This window comes from Streptomyces sp. NPDC052107 (assembly GCF_040680215.1).
In the GTDB taxonomy this organism is placed as follows: Bacteria; Actinomycetota; Actinomycetes; order Streptomycetales; family Streptomycetaceae; genus Streptomyces.
Window position 1 is genome coordinate 187567 of sequence record NZ_JBFAWG010000001.1, and the last position, 24516, is coordinate 212082.

22 protein-coding genes and 1 pseudogene are annotated in these 24516 nt (G+C 71.8%); 15 read left to right on the top strand and 8 right to left on the bottom strand.

Annotated features, from left to right (window positions below):
- Nucleotides 1–19: 19 nt before the first annotated feature.
- A complete protein-coding gene (locus tag AB0M27_RS00870; RefSeq protein ID WP_365716486.1) occupies nt 20–550 on the bottom strand; it encodes a PadR family transcriptional regulator in 531 nt (176 codons plus the stop codon).
- 110 nt (nt 551–660) lie between these two features.
- On the opposite strand from AB0M27_RS00870, the pseudogene AB0M27_RS00875 reads away from it, so the two are divergent.
- Nucleotides 661–992: pseudogene (locus AB0M27_RS00875) on the top strand (MATE family efflux transporter); the annotation flags it as partial.
- Nucleotides 993–1343: 351 nt separating this feature from the next.
- On the opposite strand, the gene AB0M27_RS00880 reads toward AB0M27_RS00875, so the two are convergent.
- Nucleotides 1344–2579 (bottom strand): glycosyltransferase family 87 protein, encoded by a 1236-nt coding sequence (locus tag AB0M27_RS00880; protein WP_365716488.1) that lies wholly within the window; start codon nt 2577–2579, stop codon nt 1344–1346.
- A 117-nt stretch (nt 2580–2696) separates the two neighbouring features.
- Here AB0M27_RS00880 and AB0M27_RS00885 point away from each other — a divergent pair, with 117 nt between their 5' ends.
- Nucleotides 2697–3851: a glycosyltransferase family 4 protein gene (locus tag AB0M27_RS00885; RefSeq protein WP_365716490.1), complete on the top strand. Its 1155-nt coding sequence runs from the start codon at nt 2697–2699 to the stop codon at nt 3849–3851.
- A gap of 212 nt (nt 3852–4063) precedes the next feature.
- A complete protein-coding gene (locus tag AB0M27_RS00890; RefSeq protein WP_365716492.1) occupies nt 4064–5650 on the top strand; it encodes a GMC oxidoreductase in 1587 nt (528 codons plus the stop codon).
- 19 nt (nt 5651–5669) lie between these two features.
- Here the strand turns inward: AB0M27_RS00890 and AB0M27_RS00895 are convergent, their stop codons facing one another.
- On the bottom strand, nt 5670–7466 hold the full coding sequence (locus AB0M27_RS00895) for an AMP-dependent synthetase/ligase (protein ID WP_365716494.1): 1797 nt from the start codon (nt 7464–7466) through the stop codon (nt 5670–5672).
- 296 nt (nt 7467–7762) lie between these two features.
- Here AB0M27_RS00895 and AB0M27_RS00900 point away from each other — a divergent pair, with 296 nt between their 5' ends.
- The 7 genes from AB0M27_RS00900 (at nt 7763) to AB0M27_RS00930 (ending at nt 14653) form a co-directional block, all read left to right on the top strand.
- The gene (locus AB0M27_RS00900; protein WP_365716496.1) at nt 7763–8575 is read left to right on the top strand and encodes a metallophosphoesterase; all 813 of its coding nucleotides are present in this window, start codon (nt 7763–7765) and stop codon (nt 8573–8575) included.
- A 144-nt stretch (nt 8576–8719) separates the two neighbouring features.
- Nucleotides 8720–9160 carry an SRPBCC family protein gene (locus AB0M27_RS00905; RefSeq protein WP_365716498.1) on the top strand — a complete coding sequence of 147 codons (441 nt, stop codon included), beginning with the start codon at nt 8720–8722 and terminating at the stop codon, nt 9158–9160.
- Nucleotides 9161–9465: 305 nt separating this feature from the next.
- Nucleotides 9466–10641, top strand: coding sequence for an ArsA-related P-loop ATPase (locus AB0M27_RS00910; protein ID WP_365716501.1), 1176 nt, complete (start codon nt 9466–9468; stop codon nt 10639–10641).
- Between the two features lie 60 nt (nt 10642–10701).
- On the top strand, nt 10702–11202 hold the full coding sequence (locus AB0M27_RS00915; RefSeq protein ID WP_365716503.1) for a DUF5304 domain-containing protein: 501 nt from the start codon (nt 10702–10704) through the stop codon (nt 11200–11202).
- 67 nt (nt 11203–11269) lie between these two features.
- Nucleotides 11270–12223 carry an ROK family glucokinase gene (locus AB0M27_RS00920; protein WP_365716505.1) on the top strand — a complete coding sequence of 318 codons (954 nt, stop codon included), beginning with the start codon at nt 11270–11272 and terminating at the stop codon, nt 12221–12223.
- A 170-nt stretch (nt 12224–12393) separates the two neighbouring features.
- Entirely contained in the window at nt 12394–13182 is a 789-nt protein-coding gene (locus AB0M27_RS00925; RefSeq protein WP_365716507.1) for an endonuclease/exonuclease/phosphatase family protein, read from the top strand.
- 100 nt (nt 13183–13282) lie between these two features.
- Complete coding sequence (locus AB0M27_RS00930; RefSeq protein WP_365716509.1) at nt 13283–14653, top strand: serine hydrolase domain-containing protein; 1371 nt, start codon at nt 13283–13285, stop codon at nt 14651–14653.
- 73 nt (nt 14654–14726) lie between these two features.
- On the opposite strand, the gene AB0M27_RS00935 is transcribed toward AB0M27_RS00930, so the two are convergent.
- From AB0M27_RS00935 to AB0M27_RS00945, 3 genes are read right to left on the bottom strand one after another with little or no spacing between them, the layout of a single operon-like run.
- Nucleotides 14727–15410 carry a TetR/AcrR family transcriptional regulator C-terminal domain-containing protein gene (locus AB0M27_RS00935; protein WP_365716511.1) on the bottom strand — a complete coding sequence of 228 codons (684 nt, stop codon included), beginning with the start codon at nt 15408–15410 and terminating at the stop codon, nt 14727–14729.
- A gap of 40 nt (nt 15411–15450) precedes the next feature.
- A complete protein-coding gene (locus tag AB0M27_RS00940; protein WP_365716513.1) occupies nt 15451–16011 on the bottom strand; it encodes a hypothetical protein in 561 nt (186 codons plus the stop codon).
- Nucleotides 16004–16783, bottom strand: coding sequence for an alpha/beta fold hydrolase (locus AB0M27_RS00945; RefSeq protein ID WP_365716515.1), 780 nt, complete (start codon nt 16781–16783; stop codon nt 16004–16006). The genes AB0M27_RS00940 and AB0M27_RS00945 overlap by 8 nt, the downstream gene beginning before the upstream one ends.
- 187 nt (nt 16784–16970) lie before the next feature.
- Here AB0M27_RS00945 and AB0M27_RS00950 point away from each other — a divergent pair, with 187 nt between their 5' ends.
- From AB0M27_RS00950 to AB0M27_RS00965, 4 genes are all read left to right on the top strand, one after another.
- A complete protein-coding gene (locus AB0M27_RS00950) occupies nt 16971–17699 on the top strand; it encodes a lysophospholipid acyltransferase family protein (protein WP_365716842.1) in 729 nt (242 codons plus the stop codon).
- Nucleotides 17700–17727: 28 nt separating this feature from the next.
- Nucleotides 17728–18936: a DUF5931 domain-containing protein gene (locus tag AB0M27_RS00955; RefSeq protein WP_365716517.1), complete on the top strand. Its 1209-nt coding sequence runs from the start codon at nt 17728–17730 to the stop codon at nt 18934–18936.
- Nucleotides 18933–19610, top strand: coding sequence for a response regulator transcription factor (locus AB0M27_RS00960; protein ID WP_365716519.1), 678 nt, complete (start codon nt 18933–18935; stop codon nt 19608–19610). The genes AB0M27_RS00955 and AB0M27_RS00960 overlap by 4 nt, the downstream gene beginning before the upstream one ends.
- Nucleotides 19611–19721: 111 nt before the next feature.
- The gene (locus AB0M27_RS00965) at nt 19722–20750 is read left to right on the top strand and encodes a 6-phosphofructokinase (RefSeq protein WP_365716521.1); all 1029 of its coding nucleotides are present in this window, start codon (nt 19722–19724) and stop codon (nt 20748–20750) included.
- A gap of 68 nt (nt 20751–20818) precedes the next feature.
- Here AB0M27_RS00965 and AB0M27_RS00970 read toward each other — a convergent pair whose 3' ends face one another.
- Nucleotides 20819–22753 carry an anthranilate synthase family protein gene (locus tag AB0M27_RS00970; protein ID WP_365716523.1) on the bottom strand — a complete coding sequence of 645 codons (1935 nt, stop codon included), beginning with the start codon at nt 22751–22753 and terminating at the stop codon, nt 20819–20821.
- A gap of 91 nt (nt 22754–22844) precedes the next feature.
- Entirely contained in the window at nt 22845–22901 is a 57-nt protein-coding gene (locus AB0M27_RS00975) for a trp operon leader peptide (protein ID WP_115913573.1), read from the bottom strand.
- A 114-nt stretch (nt 22902–23015) separates the two neighbouring features.
- Here AB0M27_RS00975 and AB0M27_RS00980 point away from each other — a divergent pair, with 114 nt between their 5' ends.
- A complete protein-coding gene (locus AB0M27_RS00980) occupies nt 23016–24368 on the top strand; it encodes a class II 3-deoxy-7-phosphoheptulonate synthase (RefSeq protein ID WP_365716525.1) in 1353 nt (450 codons plus the stop codon).
- The last annotated feature ends 148 nt before the right edge of the window (nt 24369–24516 follow it).

Below are 24516 nucleotides of genomic sequence, written 5' to 3' on the forward strand. Positions count from 1 at the left end.
AATCCTCTTTTCCAGCAGGTCAGTTGGATGCGCCGAGCGTTTCGATGGCCTCGCGCAGCCAGGCCCGCTCCGCCTTCCCGGTGGCCCGGGTGACCCGTAGCATGCCTTCGCGGAACAGGTCCCCGGCCTCCTCCGCGCGCACCGGCTCGCCCTGCCGGTAGAAGAAGCTCGCCGGAGTCTGAAGGAAGTCCAGCCGACGGCGCAGCACCGATGCCTGCTCGGCGGGGTCGTCCAGGTGGCGCAGGAAGGCCAGGAGCGTGTTGAAGCGGACGTGGTCGGTGATCTCCGCCTGCTTGGGGTCGCGCAGCCGGGCGAGCAGCTCCTGTCGCCCCTTGGCCGTCAGGGACAGCACCCGGCGCGGGGCGGCGCTCGTGCCCTCCTCGGTGCGCTGGCCGAGCAGTCCGCCGGCGAGGAGCCGGTTGATGGCCGGATAGAGCGCGCCGTCGCTGACCGGGCGGACATGACCGCTCAGCGCCTTGATGCGCTCCTTCAGCTCGTATCCGTGCAGCGGTTCCTCGGCGAGGAAACCCAGGATCGACAACTCCAGCACGCGCCTTCCTCCTTGCAGCGGCCTCGGAAGCCATGCTAGCTCGTATCGAGCTACCTCGTTTCGAGGTAGTTCGACAAGAGGAGCCATCTGGTGAACGCCTGCCGCAACTGGTGAACGCCCGCCGCAAGCAGCTCACAGCCCTCGCCCACCCCGTCCATCTCTCCCTGCTCGCCTCGGTGGCCTCCGGGATCATCAACACCGTCTGGGTCTCCCGGCTCGGCGGTTCCGCCGTCGCGGCCGTGGCCGTCGCCACCAACACCGAGAACGTGCTGCTAGGCGTCGCGCTGGTTTTCGCCTCCGGTACGACCGGCTGGTGGCGCACGCCCGAGGGGCCCGGGACCCGGCCGCCGTACGAGCCGCCGTGCGGGGCGGCCGGGCCCTGTGCGCGCTGGTGACACCGGTGGTCGCGGCCGGCGGCCTGCTGCTGCGCGGGCCGCTGGCCGCCTGGTCCTCGGCGGCGGCGCGGCTCGGGAAGCGGCGGAGCACCGGCGCTGCTCCGGGTCACGCCGCTCGGCGCGGCCGTCCAGCTGCCCCTGGCGTACGCCCTGGGTGGCCTGGGCCTGCCCGGTGTCTGCCTGGCGCTGGCGCTCGCGATGGCCGTGCAGCGCGCGGACGTGGCGGCGCTGCTGCGCAGGGCCGGCCGCCATGAGGAAGCCGGGGTGTCCCTGGTGCGGGCCGGGTGAGCCGGGAGCGGGCGGGGGCTGCCGGGGCCTGGCCGGCGGCGGGCTCCCCGGAGTCCGGGGCTGCTCCGGTTGCCGGCTCGGCCGTCATCTCCCGGCGCGCCGGCCGCGGCTCAGGGGGAGACCGGGGTCTGCCGAGGCCGGGCCGGCTGCGGCGGCAGCGGCGCGGCGGGGGCCGGCGGCACGGTCGAGCCCCACAGCCGGCGGGCCGCCGTGACCGAGGCCGCGACCAGCAGGCCGTTGCGCAGCACCAGCAGCAGAACGCCGTACCGGTCGCTCGTCACCACGTGCTGGAAGCCGAGCGGGAACTCCAGGACCGTCAGGAAGGACGCGGCCACCACCATCAGGGCGGGCGCGCCCATCCGGCTCGCCCGGTACGAGACACAGACCGCGGCCAGGCCGATCAGCCACACCAGGTACTGCGGGCTGATCACCCGGCTGGTGACCGTGAACAGCAGGATCGCGGTGAAGGCGGCCTCCGCGAGCGTGTGCGGGGCCCTGCGGGTCATGCGCAGCCGCCACAGCAGCAGCCAGCCGAACGCGGCCACGGTCAGCGCCAGCGCCGCCGTGCTGACCTGGTTCACATGCGGGCCGACGAACTCGATCGACCCGTAGTTCAGCAGCACCTGGCCGTGCCAGCCGAAGTGCCGGGCCACGTGGAAGACCAGGGCACCCAGCGACTCCACCTCGGTGCCCCGGTCCCGCTGGAAGGTCAGGAAGGCGAAGGCGCCCGGCATGGACACCGAGAACAGCGCCGCGAGCCCGGTCGCGGTCACCGCCGCCGACCACCACGCCCGCCGCCGCACGGCGCCGACCAGCAGCAGCGCCGGCCACACCTTCAGCAGCGCCCCGAACGCGGTCAGCGCGCCCATCACCCGCGGGTGCCGGGCCCCGGCCAGCAGCGCCGCCACGGCCACCGCGGTCACCATCACGTCGTAGCGGGCGTACACCGTCGGACCGAGCAGCGGTACGCCCGCCACCCACACCCAGGCGCCGCGCAGACAGCGGCCAGGGCGCCTGCTCGGATACAGCAGCAGCGCCAGGACGACCAGGTCGGCGAGGAACGCCAGCACGTAGAAGGCGTGCGCGTACGACAGGAAGGGCAGGGCGGCGGGGGAGAGCACCGGGAGGGCGGCGGCCGGCGGATACTGCCAGGTCACGTCGTCCAGCGGAAACGTTCCCTGGCGCAGCACCTCGTACCAGCCCCGGTAGATCACCGACACGTCGGAGGTGACGTCCGGGCCCGGGAAGACGTACACCTGGAAGACGAACAGCAGCAGCACCGCACGTGTGACGCCCCAGGTCGCGAGCAGCCATGCCAGGGACCGCCCGGCACCTTTGGTCTCCACGTGATCCCCTGCAGTTCGATTTCAGGCCGGGGACCATGATGTCGTGCCCGTCTGTGCCCATGCCACATACTCGGCCGGACCTGGCTCCGGACGGCTGATTCGGTAGGGTCGGCGGCGATGCACAAGACCCTGATCGTCACCAACGACTTCCCGCCCCGGCCGGGCGGCATCCAGGCCTTCCTGCACAACATGGCCCTCCGCCTGGACCCCGGCCGGCTGGTCGTCTACGCCTCCACCTGGAAGCGAAACCGGGAGGGCATCGAGGCCACGGCCGCCTTCGACGCCGAGCAGCCCTTCACCGTCGTACGCGACCGTACGACCATGATGCTGCCCACGCCGGGAGCCACCCGGCGGGCGGTCGGCCTGCTCCGCGAGTACGGCTGCACCTCGGTGTGGTTCGGGGCGGCGGCACCGCTCGGCCTCATGGCCCCGGCACTCCGCAGAGCGGGCGCCGAGCGGCTGGTGGCCACCACCCACGGCCACGAGGCCGGCTGGGCCCAGCTGCCCGCCGCCCGGCAACTGCTCCGGAGCATCGGGGAGTCCACGGAAACGATCACCTATCTGGGCGAGTACACGCGGTCGAGGATCGCCACCGCGCTGACCCCGGAGGCGGCGAGCCGCATGGTCCAGCTGCCTCCCGGGGTCGACGAGAAGACCTTCCACCCCGGCTCCGGCGGCGACGAGATCCGCGCCCGCCTCGGCCTCACGGACCGCCCGGTCGTGGTCTGCGTCTCCCGGCTGGTCCCGCGCAAGGGCCAGGACACCCTGATCCAGGCCATGCCCCGCATCCTCGCCGCCGAGCCGGACACCGTCCTGCTGATCGTGGGCGGCGGCCCCTACGAGCGGGATCTGCGGCGGATGGCGGCCGAGACCGGTGTGGCCGGCTCCGTCCACTTCACCGGCGCCGTCCCCTGGTCCGAACTCCCCGCCCACTACGGCGCGGGCGACGTCTTCGCCATGCCCTGCCGCACCCGCCGCGCCGGCCTGGACGTGGAGGGCCTGGGCATCGTCTATCTGGAGGCGTCCGCGACGGGCCTGCCGGTGGTCGCGGGCGACTCGGGCGGCGCGCCCGACGCCGTACTCGACGGGGAGACGGGCTGGGTCGTCAGGGGCGGCGAACCGGCGGAGGCGGCCGAACGGATCGTGGCCCTGCTGGGCGACCCCGAGCTGCGCCGCAGGATGGGCGAGCGGGGCAGACAGTGGGTGGAAGAGAAGTGGCGCTGGGACCTGCTCGCCGAGAAACTCGAAGACTTGCTAGGGCGAACCCCCTGAAGGGGCGCGGGGCCGTATCGATATGCGGCTCCGCCGCGTGGGCGCGAGCAGCCGAAGACGAACCCGCACCCGCCGACGAAGCGCACCCGGCACCCCGGATGGCGCCCCTGCCCCCGGCGGAGCCCCTTGGCGGAACCCCATAATCCGCCCATGCTGCGCCCATGACAGCAAACCTGATGAGACGTCAGCTGACGAGACGTCACATACTCGGTATGGCAGCGCTGCAGACAGCGGCCGCCCTCGGCTTCACCCGCATAGGACTCCAGTCGGCCCGGGCCGCCGAGCCCGACGCAGTCGAATCCGCCCCGGCGATAGTCATCGGCTCCGGCTACGGCGGCGCGGTCGCCGCCCTCCGCCTCGGCCAGGCCGGCATCCGTACCCTCGTCCTCGAAATGGGCCGCCTGTGGAACACCGCCGGCAGCGACGGCAAGGTGTTCTGCTCCACCTCGGCCCCCGACCAGCGCTCCATGTGGTTCCGCACCCGCACCGAGGCCCCGCTCGCCACCTTCCTCTGGCTGGACGTGGTCAACAAGGACATCGGCGCCTATCCCGGCGTCCTGGACCGCGTCCACTACGACCACATGTCCGTCTACGTCGGCCGCGGCGTCGGCGGCGGCTCCCTCGTCAACGGCGGCATGGCGGTCACGCCCCTGAAGTCGTACTTCACCGAGCAGTTCCCCACCGTGGACGCCGACGAGATGTACGGCACCTACTACCCGCGCGCCCGCGCCATGCTCGGCGTCAACACGATCGACCCGGCCTGGTTCGAGTCCACCGACTGGTACCGGTTCACCCGCACCTCCCGTAAGGCCGCCGGCAACGCGGGCCTGAAGACCACCTTCGTGCCGAACGTCTACGACTTCGGCTACATGCAGCAGGAGGCCGCCGGCGCGGCCACGAAGTCCGCGCTCGCCGGCGAGGTCATCTACGGCAACAACCGCGGCAAACGCAGCCTCGACAAGACCTATCTGGCCGCCGCCCTCGGCACCGGCAACGTGACCGTCCACACCCTGGAGAGGGTGAAGTCCCTCAGCCGGGCGGCCGACGGGTCGTACGTCCTGACCGCCGACCGGATCGACAGCACCGGCGCGGTCGTCGAGACCAAGAGCTACGGCTGCACGTATCTCTTCCTCGGCGGCGGCAGCCTCGGTACCACCGAACTCCTCGTCCGCGCCCGCGACACCGGCACCCTGCCGGACCTGAACTCCGCCGTGGGCGCGGGCTGGGGCACCAACGGCAACACCATGCTCGGCCGCGCCAACCACGTCTGGGACACCGTCGGCGCCGACGAGGCGACGATGCCGGTGATGGGCATCGACGACTGGGCCAACACCGACAACCCGGTCTTCGCAGAAATCGCCCCGCTGCCCATGGGGTTCGAGCACTGGATCAGCCTCTACCTCGCCATCACCAAGAATCCCGAACGGGCGTCCTTCACCTACGACTCCGCCTCCGGTGCGGTGAAGCTCGGCTGGAGCGCCGCCCAGAGCGCGGTGTCGGTGAGCATGGCCAAGAAGCTGTTCGACCGGATCAACCTGGCCAACGCGACCATCTACCGCTACGACCTGTTCGGCTCGGGCAACAAGGTCTTCGCCGACGACTTCACGTACCACCCGCTGGGCGGCTGCGTCCTGGGCAAGGCCACCGACGACTACGGCCGGGTCAAGGGGTACTCACACCTCTACGCCACCGACGGCTCGCTCGTGCCCGGCAACATCGGCGTGAACCCCTTCGTCACCATCACCGCGCTCGCCGAACGCACGATGGCGCGGGTCCTCGCCGAGGACACCGCGCCATGACACTCCGTCAGGAGGCGTGCTACTTCGCGTAGATCGCCTCGATCTCGTCCGCGTAGTCCTTCGCCACCACGTTCCGCTTGAGCTTCAGCGACGGGGTGAGGTGGCCCGACTCCTCCGTGAACTGGGAGGACAGAATGCGGAACTTCCGCACCGATTCCGCCTTCGACACCGCGGCGTTGCCGTCGTCGACCGCCGCCTGGATCGCCGCGAGCAGATCCGGGTCGTCCCTCAGCGACGCCGCGGTGGAACCCGCCGGCTTGCCGTGCTCGGCGCACCAACGGCCCAGGAACTCCTCGTCGATGGTGACCAGCGCGCCCACGAATGGCCGCCCGTCGCCCACCACCATGCACTCCGCGACCAGCGCGTGCGCCCGGATCCGGTCCTCGATCACCGCAGGCGCCACGTTCTTGCCGCCCGCCGTGACGATGATCTCCTTCTTCCGGCCGGTGATCCTGAGGTAGCCGTCCTCGTCCAGGGTGCCGATGTCACCGGTGTGGAACCAGCCGTCGGCCAGCGCCTCCGCCGTCGCGCCCGGGTTGTTCCAGTACTCCTTGAACAGGTGCTCGCCGTGCAGCAGCACCTCGCCGTCGTCCGCTATCCGCACCACCGAGCCGGGCAGCGGCTGACCGACCGTGCCGATCTTCTGCCGGTCCCACGGGTTGAACGCGGTCGCCGCGCAGGACTCGGTCAGGCCGTAGCCCTCCAGCACGGTGAAGCCGATGCCCCGGAAGAAGTGCCCGAGCCGCTCGCCCAGCGGGGCGCCGCCGGAGATGGCGTACTCGCCCCGGCCGCCGAGGACCGCGCGCAGCTTGCTGTAGACCAGGCGGTCGAAGACCTTGTGCTTGACCTTCAGGCCGAACGACGGGCCGGAGGCGCTGTCCAGCGCCTTGCTGTAGGCGATCGCGGTGTCCGCCGCCTTGTCGAAGATCGCGCCCTTGCCGTCCGCCTGCGCCTTGGCGCGCGCCGTGTTGTAGACCTTCTCGAAGACGCGCGGGACGCCGAGGATCAGCGTCGGCCGGAAGGCGGCCAGCTCGTCGGTGAGGTGCTTGATGTCCGGGACGCAGCCCAGCTTGATCGGCGCCATCATCGGCGCGATCTGCACCAGCCGGCCGAAGACGTGCGCCAGCGGCAGGAAGAGCAGGACCGAGCACTCGCCGGTGCGGAACAACGGGCGCAGCCGCTCCACGATGTTGCCGCACTCGGCGAAGAAGCTGCGGTGGGTGAGCACACAGCCCTTGGGACGGCCGGTGGTGCCGGAGGTGTACACGATGGTCGCCGGGTCGTCCGCCCGGGCGAGCGAGCTGCGCTCCTCCACCGTCTCGTCGGAGACGTCCTGGCCGAGCCGCCCCAGCTCCTGAAGACCCCCGGCCTCGATCTGCCAGACGTGCTTGAGGGCCGGCAGCGTCTCGCGCACCGACTCCACGGCCGCGGCGTGGCCCGCCAGCTCCACGATGCAGGCGGTCGCGCCCGAGTCGGACAGGATCCACTGCACCTGTTCCGGCGAACTGGTCTCGTACACCGGCACGGTGACCGCGCCCGCGCTCCAGATCGCGAAGTCGAGCAGGGTCCACTCGTACCGGGTGCGGGACATCAGGCCCACCCGGTCGCCGGGCTGGACGCCGGAGGCGATGAGACCCTTGGCGGCGGCGCGCACCTCGGTGAGGAAGGCGGCGGCCGTCACGTCCTGCCAGGCACCGCCCACCTTGCGGGCGATGACGGCGACGTCGGGATGCTGCGCGGCGTTTCTGCGGACGATGTCGGTCAGGTTGCCGTCCGCAGGGACCTCGTACAAAGCCGGAAGGCTGAACTCGCGCAAGACTGCTGCTCCTCATAGGGCGCCGGCGCCACGACACTGTGTGATGCGACGGTGCGGTCCAAGGCTCGGGCAGGTGCTCGGGAATTCAGCTGTTGAAATCCAGAGCACGACTGGACTGCCCGGACGTTACCCGCCGGTATGGCGTTCCGGACAGGGGTTCCCGGTGAGATGTTCGCTGCGTCACACATGTTGGCGTTCCTTCGCGCACAGTAGTCCACGGCCGAACCGACCGGCGAGTAACGGCAGGCCGGACCGACACTGTTCACGCACATCCCACACGCCTACGCTTGATCACCATGGCACCCACACCCTCCGGTGACCGAAACGCCGGAAAGCGCAGGATGCGCGTCCACGTGGTCAGCGACGTGCACGGCAACGCCCGGGACCTGGCCCGCGCGGGCGAGGGTGCGGACGCCCTGATCTGCCTGGGCGACCTCGTCCTCTTCCTCGACTACGCCGACCACGCGCGCGGCATCTTCCCGGACCTGTTCGGCAAGGAGAACGCCGACCGCATCGTCGAGCTGCGCACCGCCCGCCGGTTCGAGGAGGCCCGGGAGTTCGGCGCCCGGCTGTGGGCGGGCATCGGCACGGACCGGGCCGCGGCCATCGAGAGGGCGGTGCGCAAGCAGTACGCCGAGCTGTTCGCCGCGTTCCCGACCCCGACGTACGCCACCTACGGCAATGTCGACATGCCGCCGCTGTGGATGGAGTACGCCCACCCCGGCACCACCGTGCTCGACGGCCAGCGGGCGGAGATCGGCGGCTGGACCTTCGGCTTCGTCGGCGGCGGGTTGCGCACGCCCATGCGGACGCCGTACGAGATCAGCGACGAGGAGTACGCGGCGAAGATCGAGGCGGTCGGTGAGGTCGACGTGCTGTGCACGCACATCCCGCCGGAGGTCCCCGAGCTGGTCTACGACACCGTCGCGCGCCGCTTCGAGCGCGGCAGCCGTGCCCTGCTGGCCGCGATCCGCCGTACTAAGCCTCGTTACGCGCTCTTCGGCCACGTCCATCAGCCGCTCGCGCGCCGGATGCGGATCGGCGCGACCGAGTGCGTGAACGTGGGCCACTTCGCCGGGACGGGAAGGCCCTGGGCGCTGGAATGGTGATCCCCTGGTGATCCGCCGGCGATCGGTCGGCGATGTGTGGGACATGGGGTGAAGGCGGCAGGTCGGCGGCGCGGTAGCCTTCACGCTGCACACACGTGCGCACGACGACCTCTGTACCGGCCCGCATCTGGAGGAGCCACGGCGATGGCGGAACACACCAGCTCGAGCATCACCATCGAGGCGGCACCGGCCGACGTCATGGGGGTGATCGCCGACTTCGCCCGCTACCCGGACTGGACCGGCGAGGTGAAGGAGGCAGAGGTCCTCAGGACCGACGACCAGGGCCGCGCCGAGCAGGTCCGGCTCGTCATGGACGCGGGGGCGATCAAGGACGACCAGACGCTGGCCTACACCTGGACCGGCGACAACGAGGTCTCCTGGACCCTGGTCAAGTCCCAGATGCTCCGCTCCCTGGACGGCTCGTACATCCTCAAGCCCACGGGCCCCGCCACGACGGAGGTCACCTACCTCCTCACCGTGGACGTCAAGATCCCCATGCTCGGCATGATCAAGCGCAAGGCGGAAAAGGTCATCATCGACCGAGCCCTGGCCGGCCTGAAGAAGAGGGTGGAGTCGGCCGAGTAGCCGCCCCTGACGCCGCCACAAGACAACCGCCCGCCGCACCGCCGCATCCCACCCCGCCCGCTCAGCCGCGGGCAGTCGTGCCGCTGGGGCGGCACGGGTGGGCGCGGGCGGCGACCCGCCGGCGCCGGGCTGCGCGGCCGACCCCCGGCCCGCCTACGGCTCCAGGAGCCGCCCAATACCGCAGCCGCGCGCGCCGCCCCACACCGCAGTCGCGGGCGTCGGGCGATGGCGTCGCTGTGGGGCGGTGTTGTGTCGGGTCACCGTCCAACACCCCGTGCCCCCGCCCTCCGTTACCGTTCAGCCTCATGCGCACCATCCTGATCACGGGCCCGGGCGGCAGCGGTCGTACGACCATCGCTGCCGCCACCGCACAGCGCGCCGCAGGCGAGGGCGTCCGCACGCTGCTCCTGAGTGCCGACCGCACCGACAGCCTCGGCGCCGCGCTGGGCCGTGCGACAGGACCGGTGCCCGAGGAGGTCGCCGAGAACGTCACCGCCTGGCGTCCCGACGCGGCCGCCCGGTTCCAGGAGGACCTCACCGCCTTCCAGAGCCGCGCGGCGGGCGTCCTCGACCTGCTCGGCGCCGCCCGGCTGGACGCCGAGGAGGTCACCCCGCTGCCCGGCGCCGAGGAGCTGTGCTTCCTGCGGGCCGTCAGGGACGCGGCGCTGTCCGAGCGCTATGACCTGCTTGTCGTGGACCTCCCGCCGCTCCCGCAGGCCCTCGCCCTGCTCGCCCTCCCCGAGGAACTGCGCCGCTACCTGCGCCGCCTCCTCCCGCCCGAGCGGCAGGCGGCCCGCGCCCTGCGCCCGGTCCTCGGCCGGCTGGCCGGCGTGCCGATGCCGTCCGACTGGCTGTACGAGACGGCCGCCCGCTGGGACGTCGAACTCGCCGCCGTCGAGGCCGTCCTCACCGACCGGAACACCGCCGTACGTCTGGTCGCCGAACCCGGCCCGGCCGGCGCCGAGGCCGTACGGGCCGCCGGCCTCGGCCTCGCCCTGCGCGGCCTGCGCACCGAGGCCCTGATCGCCAACCGCACCCTGCCCGAGGCCGACCCGGACAGCCTGCTCGCCGGACTCCTCGCCCAGCAGCGCAAGGCACTCGCCGACTGGCAGGGGCAGCCGTACGACGTCCGCCCCGTCCCGCACCTCGGCCGCGACCCGCGCGGCGCCGACGACCTCACCGCCCTCGCGGTACCGCCCGTCAACCCGGCACCCGCCCCGGTCGAGTGGCCCGTCACCGACCGCAGGAGCGACGACGGCGTCCTGGTCTGGCACATCCCGCTGCCCGGCGCTATACGGGACGAACTGGATCTGGTCCGGCGCGGCGACGAGCTCGTGATCACCGTGGGCCCGTTCCGGCGGATCGTCCCGCTGCCCTCCGCCCTGCGCCGCTGCACCGTCGCCGGGGCCGGCCTGCGCGAGGGGGAACTGCGCATCCGGTTCGCCCCGGACCCCGACCTGTGGCCCGCCACCGGACGGTGATGATCCGGGTACGCCTGTTCGGGTAACGTCGTAAAGGCGAACCGTAGTCAGGAGTCCGCCATGAGCGAAGAGCGTCCCGCATCCGACTCGTATGAGGAATATGAGGCACAGGGGCGGGCGACCGACGCCGACGCCTGGGCCACGGCCTGCGCCGAGGACCTCGCCGCCGAGAAGGCCCGCCGCCGCGCCGAGTACGGCCCACAACCGGGCTCGGCCGCGGAGGAACTGAAGAAACTCGTGGACACGGTGGCCGACAAGCTGTCCGGCCTCCCGTCACCGCTCCTCGGCGGCCTCGCCGGCCCCGCCGCCCACCAGGTCGTGCGCCAGGTCGTCCAGCAGGCCAAGGCCGCCGTCGAGCCCGTCATAGACCGCAACCCGGACGTCTTCGACCACCTCGCCGCGGCCGGCGGCGAACTGCTCGCTGCCTACCGTTCCGCCGTCCAGGCCCAGGAGCGCCGCTGGACCGCCCGCACGGCCGACGACCTGACCCACGAGGGTCGGGACGACCGCCGGGACAAGGGCGAGGGCACCGGTCCGGGGGAGCGGATCGACCTGGACTGAAGCGCTTTCACGGCAGGGCCTCGGGTACGGTGGGCCGTAGCGGGGCTCGACCGAAACTGAGGGATTCATGGGACTCACCATCGGCGTCGACATCGGCGGCACCAAGATCGCGGCCGGCGTGGTCGACGAGGAAGGCAACATCCTCTCGACCTTCAAGGTGCCGACCCCCACCACGCCCGAGGCCATCGTGGACGCCATCGCCTCGGCAGTGGAAGGCGCGCGCGCCGGGCACGAGATCGTCGGCGTGGGCATCGGTGCGGCCGGTTACGTCAACCGGCAGCGCTCGACGGTGTACTTCGCGCCGAACATCGACTGGCGCCAGGAGCCGCTGAAGGAGGAGGTCGAGGCCCGCGTGGGCCTCCCGGTCGTGGTCGAGAACGACGCCAACGCCGCCGCCTGGGGCGAGTACAAGTTCGGCGCCGGCAAGGGCCACCGCAACGTCATCTGCATCACGCTGGGCACGGGTCTCGGCGGTGGCATCATCATCGGCAACAAGCTGCGCCGCGGCCACTTCGGCGTGGCCGCCGAGTTCGGTCACATCCGGATGGTCCCGGACGGTCTGCTGTGCGGCTGCGGTTCGCAGGGCTGCTGGGAGCAGTACGCCTCCGGTCGCGCGCTCGTCAGATACGCCAAGCAGCGCGCCAACGCCACCCCCGAGAACGCCGAGATCCTGCTCGGTCTCGGCGACGGCACCCCCGACGGCATCGAGGGCAAGCACATCTCCATGGCCGCCCGCCAGGGCGACCCGGTCGCCGTCGACTCCTACCGCGAGCTGGCCCGCTGGGCCGGTGCGGGCCTGGCCGACCTCGCCTCCCTCTTCGACCCGTCCGCGTTCATCGTCGGCGGCGGCCTCTCCGACGAGGGCGAACTGGTCCTCGACCCGATCCGCAAGTCCTACAAGCGCTGGCTGGTCGGCGGCAACTGGCGCCCGGTGGCCGACGTGATCGCCGCCCAGCTCGGCAACAAGGCGGGCCTGGTGGGCGCGGCGGACCTGGCTCGCGAGCCCGATCCGATCATGTGACGTTCGCTTCTTGAGCTGCGGCGACTGTGCCAACCTCAGGGGCGCGGGACTGTATCGACATGCGGCTGCGCCGCGTGGGCGCGACGAGCCACAACGCACCGGCAGTCGCGGACAGATCCCGCGCCCCGAGCCATTGGGCGCCCAAACCCGGGCCGTCGTAAATTGACGGCATGGCAACCCCGCTGCTCCCCAACTCCCGTACCGAACCCAACGGTTCACCCCTCATCCGCGTCCTGAGCTACAACATCCGCTCGATGCGCGACGACACCGACGCGCTGGCCAGGATCATCACCGCCTGTGCCCCCGACGTCGTCCTCGTCCAGGAAGCCCCCCGCTTCTTCCGCTGGCGCAAGAAGCTCGCCCGCCTCGCCGCGGCCTCCGGCCAGGTCCTCCTCACCGGCGGAGCCACCGCGGCCGGCCCGGCGATCCTCTGCTCGCTCCGGGCCACCGTGGAGCGCACCGAGGACGTACTCCTCCCGCTCACCCCCGGGCTCCACCGACGCGGCTTCGCCACGGCAGTGGTCCGCTTCGGTGCCGTCCGCGTCGGCCTGCTGAGCTGTCATCTGAGCCTGCAGAGGGACGAACGCCGCGAGCAGGCCGCCATGCTCCTCGACCGCCTCGCCGGCCTGGGCGTGGAGCACGCCGTCGCCGGCGGCGACCTCAACGAGGGCCCCGACGGTCCCGCCTTCCGTCTGCTCTCCGCGAGCCTCCAGGACTGCCGGGCCGTGGCCCCCTGGGGCGGTGCGGACACCTGGCCGCACAGCGAGCCCCCGCAGCGCATCGACGCCGTCTTCGCGACCCGGGGAATCGAGGTGCTCGGCTGCGGGGTCCCTCCCCCACTCTCGGCTTCGCCCGAGCGGGGGGACCGCCATGCCCAGCCGGGCGTCACCCGGGCCGACCTGACCGCGGCCACGGACCATCTCCCGGTCCTCGCCGCCCTGCGCGTACCGGTGGCGTGAGCCCCCGCTTGAACTAAGTACAGAAAAGCCCTTGTGTCGCCTGCCGGGCCCGCCTACAGTCCTCCTTGTACTTAGTTCAAGTCGCCATGAGGGGGAACCGATGTCCGGGAAGCGTGAGTCGCTGGCCGCGTTCGTGGAGACGGCGGCCAAGGAGTTCGGGGTGCCGGGGGCCGCCGTCGCCGTACTGGTCGGCGGCGAGGAGATCCATGTCAACCAGGGTGTGACGAACGTCGATCACCCCCTGCCGGTCGACGAACACACGCTCTTCCCGATCGCCTCGGTCAGCAAGAGCTTCACGGCGACCGCGCTGATGCGGCTCGTCGAGCAGGGCAGGATCGACCTCGACGCGCCGGTCCGCCGGTACGTTCCCGAGCTGCGCCTCGCCGGCGAGGAGCCCGCCGCCCGGATCACCGTGCTGAACCTGCTCAACCACACGGCGGGCCTGGACTGGAACCTGGTCGACGCCGACGAGGGCGACGGCTCGCTCGCCGCGTTCGTCGGACAGCTGGACCGGCTGCCGCTGATCGCTCCGCCCGGCGCCCGCGCCTCCTACAGCCAGGCCGGGTACAACCTGCTCGGTCGGGTGGTCGAGAACGTCACCGGCCTGCCGTTCGAGAAGGCGCTCGCCGAACTGGTCCTGGAGCCGCTGGGACTGACCAGCACGGTCTTCGACCTGGACGACGTCGTGGTCCGCCGCTTCGCCGCCGGCCACAACCGCGCCGAGGACGGCACCCTCACCCTCGCCCGCCCCTGGAAGGCCTGGCGGGCCGGACTGCGGGGCAACAACCCCGGTGGCGGAATCGTCTCCTCGGCGAGCGACCTGCTGCGCTGGGCGCGGTTCCAGCTCGGCGACGGAGAGGGTCTGATGGCAGCCGACACGCTGCGCCGCATGCAGGAACCGACCGTCGAACTGCGGGGCAGCACGCTCGGCGACGCCTTCGGCATCTGCTGGTTCCTGCGGGACGTGGAGGGCGTGCGCACGGTCGGCCACGGAGGCTCGGGCAACGGGCAGTTCGCCGAGCTGCTGCTGGTGCCGGAGCGGGACTTCGCCGTCGTCTCGCTGGCGAACGCCGGCCCGGAGGGCTACCAGTTCAACCAGGCGGTGCTGAAGCGGGCGCTGGAGCTGTTCCTCGATGTGGTCGAGCGGGAACCGGAGCCGCTGCCGTACGACGAGGAGCGGGCGCGGGAGGTCGCCGGGCGGTACGAGATCGACGCGATGAACCTCGACATCGCGGTGGCGGACGGCCGGCTCACGCTGGCCGTCGGTATCAAGCCGGAGATCCGCGCGGCGTCCGACGCGGAGATGCCGCCGGACTGTCCGGCCGCGGGCATCGGCTTCCTGCCGGGGGACGATGACGAGTACATCGTCATGGAGGGCGGCCTGAAGGGCCAGCGAGGCTTCTTCTCCCGCGGGGAAGCCGGCGAGGTGACCGGGGTCGATCTGGCCGGCCGCCTCTTCGGCCGGGCCTGACCCGCCGCGGACGACTGCGGGTGCGCGGCGACTGGTCGCGCGGCCCCTCGCCCCTCCGCCGCAGCGGCTCCTCTCAGCGAGTAGCGCCCGTACCACCCGGCCGTAGCCCGTCCAGCAGCGCCCTCAAGCCGGCCGCATACGTACCGTCGGGCGCCTCCCCGTACTCCGCGGCCGCCGGCGTCCCCAGCCGCTCCCGCAACCGCGGAAACGGCTCCGCCACCTGCGCCGCCTTGGCCAGGGTCTCCGCCAGCATCCCCTCCGCATCCTCCCCGGCCCGCCGCAGCTTCCGGGTCAGGGAGGCGACAGCCGAGGTGCCGAGCGCGTTGCCCAGGACATACGTCACCAGCGCCCCGGCCGCCCGGTCCGCCTCCTGGGGCGTGAACCCCGCGGTCTCGAAGACGCCGAGGAGATGGTCGTCGTAGCGGGCCTTGCCGGTGCCGTAGAGGAGATGCGAGCCGATCGCCTGCACCAGCCACGGATGCCCTACGAACATCGAGTGCAACCGGTCGGCCATCACCGTGGCGGTGTCCCGCCAGTCGTCCGCGTCGAGCGCCGGCAGTTCGACCTCCTGCCACACCCGGTCCGCGGCGAGCAGCACGAGGTCGTCCTTGTTCTTCACATGCCAGTAGACGGCGGTCGCCGCGGCCCCCAGGCGCTTGCCGAGGCTGCGCATGTTCAGGCCTTCGAGACCCTCGTCGTCCAGCAGCTCCACGGCGGTCCGGACGATCTGTTCCTGGGTGAGGGTGTCGCGCGGCATGGGCTCACGATAGGTGAGCCCCGCACGACTTGTACAAAGTTCAGACCACCGCGCCCCGGCCCGGGTCGTCGTCCTCCTCGTCGTCCGTACGCATGCGCATCACCAGCGTGGCGAAGCCGCCGAGGAAGCCGCCGATGCCGAGGGTCGTCAGCCACCAGGTCATGTCCCAGCCGAGCAGCACCGCCAGCAGAAGCAGGACCGGCCCGCCGACGACGCCCAGCCAGGCGAACTTCGCGGTGGGGTCGGCGGTCGGCAGCGGCGGCGGCTCCGGCGGGACGAAGTGGCCCTCGTCGTCCTCGTCGAAGTCGTCCTCGGACGGCTCGGGCGCCTTGTAGTCGCGCGGGCCGACACCGGGCGCGAACGACACCGAGCCGCCCAACGGCCGCACGGGCGCCTTGTCGGTGTCGCTCTCGGCGTCCTTCTCCGGCTCCGGCTCCGGCAGCACCAGGTCCTCCACCGGCTTGAAGGGCCTGGCGCCCGGCGGATCCGGCGGCTCCACGCCGTACCCCGCGACGATGGCCCGCCAGGCGGCGTCCTCGTCGAAGGGCACCTTCTGCTCGTCCGGCTCGCGGTCCTCGCGGTCGGACTCGTGCTCAGCCACCTGTGGCCGCCCCTTCCTTGCCGAGACTGGGTGCGAGCCGGCCCATGAAGGCGAGGCTCTCCTCGAAGATCCGGTCCGCATCCTGGTCCAACGTCGCCACGTGGTAGCTCTGTTCCAGCACGATCTCCGTCACGTCCGTGGACGACACCCGGCTGAGCACCCGGGCCGAGTCGGCCGCCGGGACGACATGGTCCTGGGCGCTGCGCAGCAGCAGCAACGGCTGCGTGACCTGGGGCAGCTCGCCGTCCAGCCGGCGCAGGAACACCCGCAGCGAGTGCGCCGCGTGCAGCGGCACCCGGTCGTAGCCCAGCTCGGCCGCGCCCTCCTTGGCGATGTCGCTGGCGATGCCCTTCGTCGTCCGCACGAGATGCCGGGCCACCGGAAGGGCGTACGCCGACAGGCCGTGCACCTTGTTCGCCGGGTTGACGACCACCGCGCCGGTCACCCGCTCGCCGTGCCGGGCGGCCAGCCTGAGCGCCAGGGCGCCGCCCATCGACAGGCCGGCGACGAACACCTGGGAGCAGCGCTCGGAGAGCACGCGCAGCTCGCGGTCCACCTCCGCGTACCAGTCCTGCCAGCCCGTGACCTGCATGTCCTCCCAGCGGGTGCCGTGGCCGGGCAGCAGGGGCAGCGACACGGTCAGGCCGTGCGCCGCGTGGTGCTCCGCCCAGGGGCGCAGCGACTGGGGCGAGCCGGTGAAGCCGTGGCAGAGGAGGACCCCCACATCTCCGCCCTGGTGGCGGTACGGCTCGGCTCCGGGGAGGACCGGCACCTTCGACGCTCCTGTTCCTGAAGAGGGCCCCACCGATGGACGGCGGCGGCGTGAGGAAAACGTGCGGATGTGCTTCACCGTACGCGACGGCACCGACACCGACCAGGGTCGTCGGGGCCTTTGACGGTCCTGAAGGGTTAAGGTCTGTTCGACGGAAACAGGAGGCAAGCGGGTGTTGTACGGCACGATGAAGGTCGCCATCGGTGGGCCGCTGAAGGTCGCCTTCAGGCCCTGGGTGGAAGGCCTGGAGAACATACCGGCCGAGGGTCCCGCCATCCTGGCGAGCAATCACCTGTCCTTCTCGGACTCCTTCTTCCTCCCCGTCGTCCTGGACCGCAAGGTCACCTTCATCGCGAAGGCCGAGTACTTCACCACGCCCGGTGTGAAGGGCCGGCTCACCGCGGCCTTCTTCAAGGGCGTCGGACAGCTCCCGGTGGACCGCTCCGGGGCGCGCGGCGCCGGCGAGGCCGCGATCAAGAGCGGCATAGAGGTGCTGGAGCGCGGTGAGCTGTTCGGCATCTACCCCGAGGGCACCCGCTCGCCCGACGGCCGGCTCTACCGGGGCAAGCCCGGCGGCCTCGCGCGCGTGGCGCTCGCCACCGGCGCTCCGGTCATCCCGGTGGCGATGATCGACACCGAGAAGATCCAGCCGCCCGGCAAGGTGATGCCGAAGCTGATGCGGCCCGGCATCCGCATCGGCAAGCCGCTGGACTTCAGTCGCTACCACGGCATGGAGCACGACCGCTTCGTGCTGCGCGCCCTGACCGACGAGGTCATGTACGAGATCATGAAGCTGTCCGGCCAGGAGTATGTCGACATGTACGCGACGGCCGCCAAGCGGCAGATCGCGGAGGCGGCGAAGGCGGCCAAGGAAGCGGAGAAGAAGGCGGAGACGGAGAAGAAGGCAGAGGCTTAGACAGCCTGACTCAGGGGCCGGGGGGGACATGCCCAGGCGCGAGCGCGTGATGAGGATGTCGGTCGAGCTGCCGCTGTGGCGCGCGCTCGCCGGCTACCGGGTCCTGACCATGCTGTACGCCATCGGCCTGTGCGCCACCGCGTACTCCCACTTCGTACGGCCCTGGATCGCCCTCGCCTACTACGCCGTCCTGTTCGTGTGGACCCTCGCCACCCTGCCCAGGGTGCGGAACGCGGCGAGCTGCACCAGGCGCTTCCTCGCCGCCGACCTGACCGTCGCGCTCACCGGCGTCCTGCTCACCCCGCTCGCCGACAACCACGAGCGGATCGCGGGCGGCGGCCCCACCCTGCCGTCGATATGGACCGCCGGCTCGGTGCTGGCCTTCGCCCTCAAGGGCGGCTGGCGCTGGGCGGCCGCCGCCTCCACGGCCGTGGCCGCCGTCAATCTGGTCGAGCGCGGCCACCCCGCCCGGGACACCGTGCACAACGTGATCCTGGTCTGGGTGGCCTCGATCGCCATCGGCTACGTCGTGGAGGTCGCCCGCGCCTCCGAGGCCACCCTCGCCCGCGCCCTGGAGATCGAGGCCGCGACCCGGGAACGGGAGCGGCTGGCCCGGGACATCCACGACAGCGTGCTCCAGGTGCTGGCGATGGTGCAGCGGCGCGGCGCGGTCATCGGCGGCGAGGCGGCGGAGCTCGGCCGGCTCGCGGGGGAGCAGGAGGTGGCGCTGCGCACGCTGGTCTCCGGCGGTCTGCTGCCGGTTTCCCGGGTCTCGGAGGACGCCGCGGCCGGGGCCGTCGTACGCGCCGTGGAGGAACCGGACGACGACGGGCCGATGGACCTGCGCGCTCTGCTCGCCCTCTACGCGGGTGCCCGGGTGAGTCTGGCCGAGCCCGGTGCGCCGGTCGAGCTGCCCCGGCCGGCCGCGCGGGAGCTGGCCGCCGCGGTCGGCGCAGCCCTGGACAACGTCCGCAGGCACGCGGGCGAGCAGGCCCGGGCCTGGATCCTGGTCGAGGACGAGCCGGACGAGATCGTCGTGACCGTCCGGGACGACGGCCCCGGCATCCCCGAGGGCCGGCTCGCCCAGGCCGAGGGGGAGGGCCGGCTCGGCGTGGCCCAGTCGATCCGGGGGCGGCTGCGCGACCTGGGCGGCAGCGCCGAGCTCGTCTCCGTCCCCGGGCAGGGCATGGAAGTGGAACTGAAGGTACCGAAGAACGCGAAGGCGGGACGTCGATGAGCGAGCAGCAGGACCCGATCAAGGTCATGGTGGTGGACGACCACCCCATGTGGCGCGACGCGGTCGCCCGGGACCTGACCGAGTCCGGCTTCCACGTGGTCGCCACCGCCGGCGACGGCGAGCAGGCGGTCCGCCGCGCCAAGGCCGCCGCCCCCGACGTCCTCGTGCTGGACCTCAACCTGCCCGCCAAGCCCGGCGTCCAGGTGTGCAAGGAACTGGTCGGCCACAACCCGGCGTTGCGCGTCCTCGTCCTCTCGGCGAGCGGTGAGCACGCCGACGTGCTGGAGGCGGTGAAGTCCGGCGCGACCGGCTATCTGCTGAAGTCGGCGTCCACCGAGGAGCTGTTGGACGCGGTGCGCCGTACGGCCGTCGGCGACCCGGTGTTCACTCCGGGACTCGCCGGACTGGTCCTCGGCGAGTACCGCCGGCTGGCCTCCGAGCCCGCGCCCGCCCCGGACACCGACGAGCCCGGCGCGCCCCGGCTGACGGACCGGGAGACGGAGGTGCTGCGGCTGGTCGCCAAGGGTTTGAGCTACAAGCAGATCGCCGAACGCCTCGTCATCTCCCACCGCACGGTGCAGAACCACGTCCAAAACACCCTCGGCAAGCTGCAGTTGCACAACAGGGTCGAGCTGGTGCGGTACGCCATAGAGCGCGGACTGGACGACGAGTAGGCCCCGCCGCGCGGCCGTACGCCTGAATCACCCTTCCCGCCTCTCCCGATGTGACGTGAATCACCATTAGCGTGACTCGGTGTCAGGGAACCGCGGTGAAGGGACTTTTCCATGCGGGTCGGAGTACTGACCGGAGGCGGCGACTGCCCCGGGCTCAACGCCGTCATCCGGGGCATCGTCCGCAAGGGCGTGCAGGAGTACGGCTATGACTTCGTCGGCTTCCGGGACGGCTGGCGGGGTCCCCTCGAAGGCGACACCGTCCGTCTCGACATCCCCGCGGTGCGTGGCATCCTGCCCCGCGGTGGCACCATCCTCGGCTCCTCGCGCACCAATCCCCTCAAGGCGGAGAACGGCATCCGCCGGATCAAGGACAACCTGGCCAAGCTGGAGGTCGAGGCCCTCATCACGATCGGCGGCGAGGACACCCTCGGCGTCGCCGCCCGGCTGTCCGACGAGTACGGGGTGCCCTGCGTCGGGGTGCCCAAGACGATCGACAACGACCTGTCCGCCACCGACTACACCTTCGGCTTCGACACCGCCGTCAACATCGCCACCGAGGCCATCGACCGGCTGCACACCACCGCCGAGTCCCATATGCGGGTCCTGGTCGTGGAGGTGATGGGCCGGCACGCCGGCTGGATCGCCCTGCACTCCGGCCTGGCCGGCGGCGCCAACGTCATCCTCATTCCCGAGCAGCGCTTCGACGTCGACCAGGTCTGCGCCTGGGTGACCTCCCGCTTCCGGGCGTCGTACGCGCCGATCGTGGTCGTCGCCGAGGGCGCCATGCCCAAGGACGGCGACATGGTGCTCAAGGACGGCTCGCAGGACTCCTTCGGGCATGTCCGGCTCTCCGGGGTCGGCGAGTGGCTGGCCAAGGAGATCGAGGGCCGCACCGGCAAGGAGGCCCGGACCACGGTCCTCGGCCATGTCCAGCGCGGCGGCACGCCCAGCGCCTTCGACCGCTGGCTCGCCACCCGCTTCGGCCTGCACGCCATCGACTGCGTCCACGACGGCGACTTCGGCACGATGGTCGCCCTGCGCGCCACCGACATCTTCCGCGTCCCCCTCGCCGAGGCCACGGCCCGGCTGAAGACGGTGGACCCGAAGCTGTACCAGGAGGTCGGGGTCTTCTTCGGCTGAACGCGGCGCGTTCCCGGTACCGGCCCTCGTCGCCTCGCCGCGCGAGGGCCGCTGCACCGGGGGCGGTCCTACAGGGCGGGCCGCCGCTCGGAGCACGTGCTCGTGCCGTGCAGCTGACCGACCAGCTCCCGCACCACCGCGGCCCCGTTCAGGCTGAGGACCGACTCCGGGTGGAACTGCACGCCCGCGAAGCCGGGACCGCGCAGCGCGTGCACCTCGTCGTTCGCCGCCCGGCTCACCTCGATGCCGTGCGCGGCCAGCTCCCGGGCCTCCTCCTCGTCGCAGCGGGCGACGAAGCTGTTGTAGAAGCCGACCGTCTCGGGTCGCCCGAACAGGTCGATCGTGGTCTGCGCCCCCTGGTACGGCACCTCCTTGCGGACGATGTCCAGCCCCAGCTCGGCCGCGATCAGCTCATGGCCCAGGCAGACGCCCAGCACCCCGTGCCGGTGCTCGCCGATCACCCTGGCGGTCAGCTCCCGCAGGAACCGCATCTTCGGATCGGCCAGGTCCGCCGGGTCGCCCGGGCCGGGGCCGAGCACCACCGGCCCCTCGTGCGCGAGCACGGCCGCCCGCAGCCCCGGCTCGTCGTACCGCCGTACGGTCACCTCCAGGCCGCCCGAGCGCAGCACGTGCGCCAGCATCGCGGTGAAGGTGTCCTCGCCGTCGACCACGAGGGCGTGGCCGGTCAGCTCCTGCGCCGGCTCCTGCATCCGCAGCCAGAACGGCGCGAGCGCGGCCCGCCGCCCGTCCAGCGCCGCCCGGACCCGAGGGTCGTCGGTCAGCCGGGGCCGCTCCCGCTCCTCGCGCGCCCGGGACGGCCGTACCCCGAGGGCCGCCAGCACGCCCGCCGCCTTCGCGTGCGTCTCGGCGACCTCGCCCGCCGGGTCCGAGCCGCGCACCAGCGTGGCGCCGACCGGGACCCGCAGATGCCCCCGGGCGGAGATGTCGGCCGTGCGGATCAGGATGGGGGAGTCCAGGGTCTGCGCGCCTCCGGAGTCGCGGCCGAGCAGCGCCAGCGCGCCCCCGTAGTACCCACGGCCGCCGACCTCATGGCGCTCGATCACCCGGCACGCGTTCTGCACCGGCGAGCCGGTCACCGTCGCCGCGAACATGGTCTCCCGCAGCACCTCCCGCACATCCAGGGAGGACTTCCCGCGCAGCTCGTACTCGGTGTGCGCGAGGTGCGCCATCTCCTTCAGCCGCGGCCCGACGACCACCCCGCCCATGTCGCCGACGGTGCACATCATCTTCAGCTCCTCGTCGACCACCATCGACAGCTCCTCGATCTCCTTGCCGTCGGCGAGGAAGGAGAGGAGATGCTCAGGGGTCGGGCCCTCGGCGGGATAGCGGTAGGTCCCGCTGATCGGGTTCATGACGACCGTGCCGCCGGACATCCGCACGTGCACCTCGGGGCTGGCGCCCACCAGCGTGCACCCACCCGTGTCCCGCCCCCGCCCTTCCAAGGAAGGCCCTTCGGGCCCCTTCTGATTTCCGGTGTGCACGACGAACGTCCAGTAAGCGCCCCGCTCGCCCTCCAGCAGGCGCCGGAACAGCGCGAGCGCGTCGGCGCGGCCGAACCCCGGGATCTCGCCCTCGTACGTGCGCCGGATCACGAAGTTCGCGCCCTCGCCCCGGCCGATCTCCTCGGCCAGCACCCGCCCGACGATCTCGCCGTACTCCTCGTCGCCGACGTCGAAGCCGCCGCCCCCGACGCGCACCTCGTGCGCCGGGAGCTGCGCCAGCGCCACGTCGAGCGGGAGTTCGTACGACTCCTCGGGGGTCAGCACCAGCAGCGGGGTGCCGTCGTCGCGGACGTCGAAGCCGCGCTCGCGGATCTGCCGGAACGGGACCAGCGCGAGGCCCTCGTCGGGGAGATCGGCGAGCCGGTCGCAGCAGGTCACCGGGCCGAGCAGCACCTCCACCGGGTGCTCGTCGCGGCCCGGGGTACGGCGGCGGAGCAGGGCGAAGGGGCGGTCGTCGTGCAGGAGCTGTGCCAGGTCCATGGGGTCCTCTTCCGTCGGTGAGGAGGAACGACCCCGGATACGCCGAAGGCCGCCCCTCGGGCGGCCTTCGCGAAGTCTTGCGTACGCGCAGTCAGTGGGCCGCCGGATGAGCGGTCCACCACCAGTTCTGGATCGAAAGCGCGAACATGGCAGGAACCCTACCGCACCCGTGCGCCGGCCGACCGTCCAAGGGACAACCGGCGCGTCTCACCCTTCGAGCCAGAAGATGGGGCACGGCAGACGACCCCGTAATGTTTACGAGGTGACCGTGCACGCTAAGACCAGCCCGAGCGCTGGCAACACCTGGCGAGACCTGCCCGCGGCGCAGCAGCCCGAGTACCCCGACCCCGAGGCTCTGCGCGCAGTGATCGCGGACCTCGAGTCGTATCCGCCGCTCGTCTTCGCGGGCGAGTGCGACCAGCTGCGCGCCCGGATGGCGGCCGTCGCCAAGGGAGAGGCGTTCCTCCTCCAGGGCGGCGACTGCGCCGAGGCCTTCGACGCGGTGTCCGCGGACCACATCCGCAACAAGCTGAAGACGCTGCTCCAGATGGGTGCCGTCCTCACCTACGCGGCCGCCGTGCCCGTGGTGAAGGTCGGCCGTATCGCCGGGCAGTACTCCAAGCCCCGCTCCAAGCCGACCGAGACCCGCGACGGCGTGACGCTCCCGGTGTACCGGGGCGACTCCGTCAACGGCTTCGAGTTCACCGAGGCGTCCCGCATCCCGGACCCCGAGCGGCTCAAGCGCATGTACCACGCGTCGGCGTCCACGCTGAACCTGGTGCGCGCCTTCACCACCGGTGGTTACGCGGACCTGCGCCAGGTGCACGCCTGGAACCAGGACTTCGTGAAGACCTCGCCGTCGGGCCAGCGCTACGAGCAGCTCGCGCGTGAGATCGACAACGCGCTCAACTTCATGCGGGCCTGCGGCACGGACCCGGAGGAGTTCAAGACCGTCGAGCTGTTCTCCTCGCACGAGGCGCTGCTGCTGGACTACGAGTCCGCCCTGACCCGGGTCGACTCGCGCACCGGCAAGCTGTACGACGTCTCCGCCCACATGGTGTGGATCGGTGAGCGTACCCGGCAGCTGGACGGCGCGCACATCGAGTTCGCCTCGCAGATCCGCAACCCGCTCGGCATCAAGCTCGGCCCGACCACGACGGCCGAGGAGGCGCTGCAGTACATCGACCGCCTCGACCCCGAGCGGGAGCCGGGCCGGCTGACCTTCATCGTCCGGATGGGCGCCGACAAGATCCGCGACAAGCTCCCCGAGCTGGTGGAGAAGGTCACGGCGTCCGGTGCGACGGTGGCCTGGGTGACCGACCCGATGCACGGCAACACCTTCGAGGCGGCCTCCGGGCACAAGACCCGCCGATTCGACGACGTGCTCGACGAGGTCAAGGGCTTCTTCGAGGTCCACAAGGCGCTCGGCACCCACCCGGGCGGCATCCACGTGGAGCTGACCGGCGACGACGTCACCGAGTGCGTGGGCGGCGGCGACGAGATCTTCGTCGATGACCTGCACCAGCGCTACGAGACGGCCTGCGACCCGCGGCTGAACCGCAGCCAGTCGCTGGACCTGGCGTTCCTCGTCGCGGAGATGTACCGGGACCAGTAGGCACCGCCGGGGTACCCCTGGGTACGTCCGGGCACTTCTGGGGCGCGGATCACACAGGTTCCGCGCCCCACCCACTTTTCCGGCCACCGGGGGATGGGTAAGGTTAGGTTTGCCTCACCGGGAAACGGGATGGCAGTCATAGTGATCC

What these genes read in the sequence shown, in the direction of transcription:
- AB0M27_RS00950 (WP_365716842.1), top strand. Translation starts at nt 16,971, where the DNA reads ATGAAGGTCGCCATCGGTGGGCCGCTGAAGGTCGCCTTCAGGCCCTGG.
- AB0M27_RS00900 (WP_365716496.1), top strand. Translation starts at nt 7,763, where the DNA reads ATGGCACCCACACCCTCCGGTGACCGAAACGCCGGAAAGCGCAGGATG.
- AB0M27_RS00890 (WP_365716492.1), top strand. Translation starts at nt 4,064, where the DNA reads ATGGCAGCGCTGCAGACAGCGGCCGCCCTCGGCTTCACCCGCATAGGA.
- AB0M27_RS00920 (WP_365716505.1), top strand. Translation starts at nt 11,270, where the DNA reads ATGGGACTCACCATCGGCGTCGACATCGGCGGCACCAAGATCGCGGCC.
- AB0M27_RS00935 (WP_365716511.1), bottom strand. Translation starts at nt 15,410, where the DNA reads ATGCCGCGCGACACCCTCACCCAGGAACAGATCGTCCGGACCGCCGTG.
- AB0M27_RS00970 (WP_365716523.1), bottom strand. Translation starts at nt 22,753, where the DNA reads ATGGACCTGGCACAGCTCCTGCACGACGACCGCCCCTTCGCCCTGCTC.
- AB0M27_RS00910 (WP_365716501.1), top strand. Translation starts at nt 9,466, where the DNA reads ATGCGCACCATCCTGATCACGGGCCCGGGCGGCAGCGGTCGTACGACC.
- AB0M27_RS00930 (WP_365716509.1), top strand. Translation starts at nt 13,283, where the DNA reads ATGTCCGGGAAGCGTGAGTCGCTGGCCGCGTTCGTGGAGACGGCGGCC.
- AB0M27_RS00885 (WP_365716490.1), top strand. Translation starts at nt 2,697, where the DNA reads ATGCACAAGACCCTGATCGTCACCAACGACTTCCCGCCCCGGCCGGGC.
- AB0M27_RS00960 (WP_365716519.1), top strand. Translation starts at nt 18,933, where the DNA reads ATGAGCGAGCAGCAGGACCCGATCAAGGTCATGGTGGTGGACGACCAC.
- AB0M27_RS00955 (WP_365716517.1), top strand. Translation starts at nt 17,728, where the DNA reads ATGCCCAGGCGCGAGCGCGTGATGAGGATGTCGGTCGAGCTGCCGCTG.
- AB0M27_RS00915 (WP_365716503.1), top strand. Translation starts at nt 10,702, where the DNA reads ATGAGCGAAGAGCGTCCCGCATCCGACTCGTATGAGGAATATGAGGCA.
- AB0M27_RS00925 (WP_365716507.1), top strand. Translation starts at nt 12,394, where the DNA reads ATGGCAACCCCGCTGCTCCCCAACTCCCGTACCGAACCCAACGGTTCA.
- AB0M27_RS00965 (WP_365716521.1), top strand. Translation starts at nt 19,722, where the DNA reads ATGCGGGTCGGAGTACTGACCGGAGGCGGCGACTGCCCCGGGCTCAAC.
- AB0M27_RS00905 (WP_365716498.1), top strand. Translation starts at nt 8,720, where the DNA reads ATGGCGGAACACACCAGCTCGAGCATCACCATCGAGGCGGCACCGGCC.